Annotated in this window: 1 rRNA gene; it reads left to right on the top strand. The window is 46.6% G+C overall.

Going from position 1 to position 1,522, the window contains the following annotated elements:
• Positions 1-336 precede the first annotated feature (336 nt).
• Positions 337-1,522: ribosomal RNA gene (locus tag ACZIYX_RS23920) — 16S ribosomal RNA — on the top strand; the annotation flags it as partial.

The following is a 1,522-nucleotide window of genomic DNA, read 5'->3' as shown; positions in this document are numbered from 1 at the left end:
TTTTTTTTTTTTTTGTAAAAATATGTATTCAGCCTAAAAAATCGAACTTGACAGACGTTGGAGTTGCAAGCGAGCAAGCGAGTGGTGAGGAGTGCAACTTCAGCCGGTGAGAAAACACCTGCTAACCAAATCCTGGGCACAGAATGCAGTCATGCATGCTAGTCATGCTACCGTTTGCCTAGTCGAAGTTAACGCTTCGATTATACGGGCAGTTTGTTCTAGATGTGGGTTGCAGTTGAATGCGAGTACGGTACACGAATCCATATGTGGTAGTGGAGCAGGTTAAAGTGAACAACTTCAGGTGTCGTTCCCGACTTAAGTGTTGGGTGAAATACGACAAATACCTGGTTGATCCTGCCAGTAGTCATATGCTTGTCTCAAAGATTAAGCCATGCATGTCTCAGTACATTCCGATTAATGGAGAAACCGCGAATGGCTCATTACAACAGCCATAGTTTATTAGATCTTACTCAACTTGGATACCTGTGGTAACCTAAGAGCTAATACATGCAAGTAAGTCCTGACCGTAAGGGAAGGATGCATTTATTAGAACAAAACCAATCGGGCTTGCCCGCTCTTTGGTGAATCTGAATAACTATGCTGATCGCACAGTCCACGTACTGGCGACGTATCTTTCAAATGTCTGCCTTATCAACTTTCGATGGTAGTTTACACGGCTACCATGGTTTTCACGGGTAACGGAGAATTAGGGTTCGACTCCGGAGAGGGAGCCTGAGAAACGGCTACCACATCCAAGGAAGGCAGCAGGCACGCAAATTACCCACTCCCGGTACGGGGAGGTAGTGACGAAAAATAACGAGACGGTTCTCTAAGAGGCCCGTCATCGAAATGGGTACAATCTAAATCCTTTAACGAGGATCTATTGGAGGGCAAGTCTGGTGCCAGCAGCCGCGGTAATTCCAGCTCCAAAAGCGTATATTAAAGTTGTTGCGGTTAAAAAGCTCGTAGTTGGATCTGCGCTCTAGGTTGGTGGTCCCCCAAATGGGTGGTACTGCCGTACCTGGGCTTTATTTCTTGTTTTCCCTTGGTGCTCTTCATCGAGTGCTCTGGGTGGCGAGAACGTTTACTTTGAAAAAATTAGAGTGCTCAAAGCAGGCGACTTGCCTGAATAGTGGTGCATGGAATAATAGAATAGGACTTCGGTTCTATTTTGTTGGTTTTCGGAACTCGAGGTAATGATTGAGAGGGACAGACGGGGGCATTCGTATTGCGACGTTAGAGGTGAAATTCTTGGATCGTCGCAAGACGCACAACTGCGAAAGCATTTGCCAAGGATGTTTTCATTAATCAAGAACGAAAGTTAGAGGTTCGAAGGCGATCAGATACCGCCCTAGTTCTAACCGTAAACGATGCCAGCTAGCGATCCGCGGGAGTTATTCTTTGACTTCGCGGGCAGCTTCCGGGAAACCAAAGCTTATGGGTTCCGGGGGAAGTATGGTTGCAAATCTGAAACTTAAAGGAATTGACGGAAGGGCACCACCAGGAGTGGAGCCTGCGGCTT

The organism is Aquimarina sp. (assembly GCF_977115655.1).
Note: the sequence above shows the minus strand (reverse complement) of the source record. Positions and strands in the feature narration are given on the sequence as shown.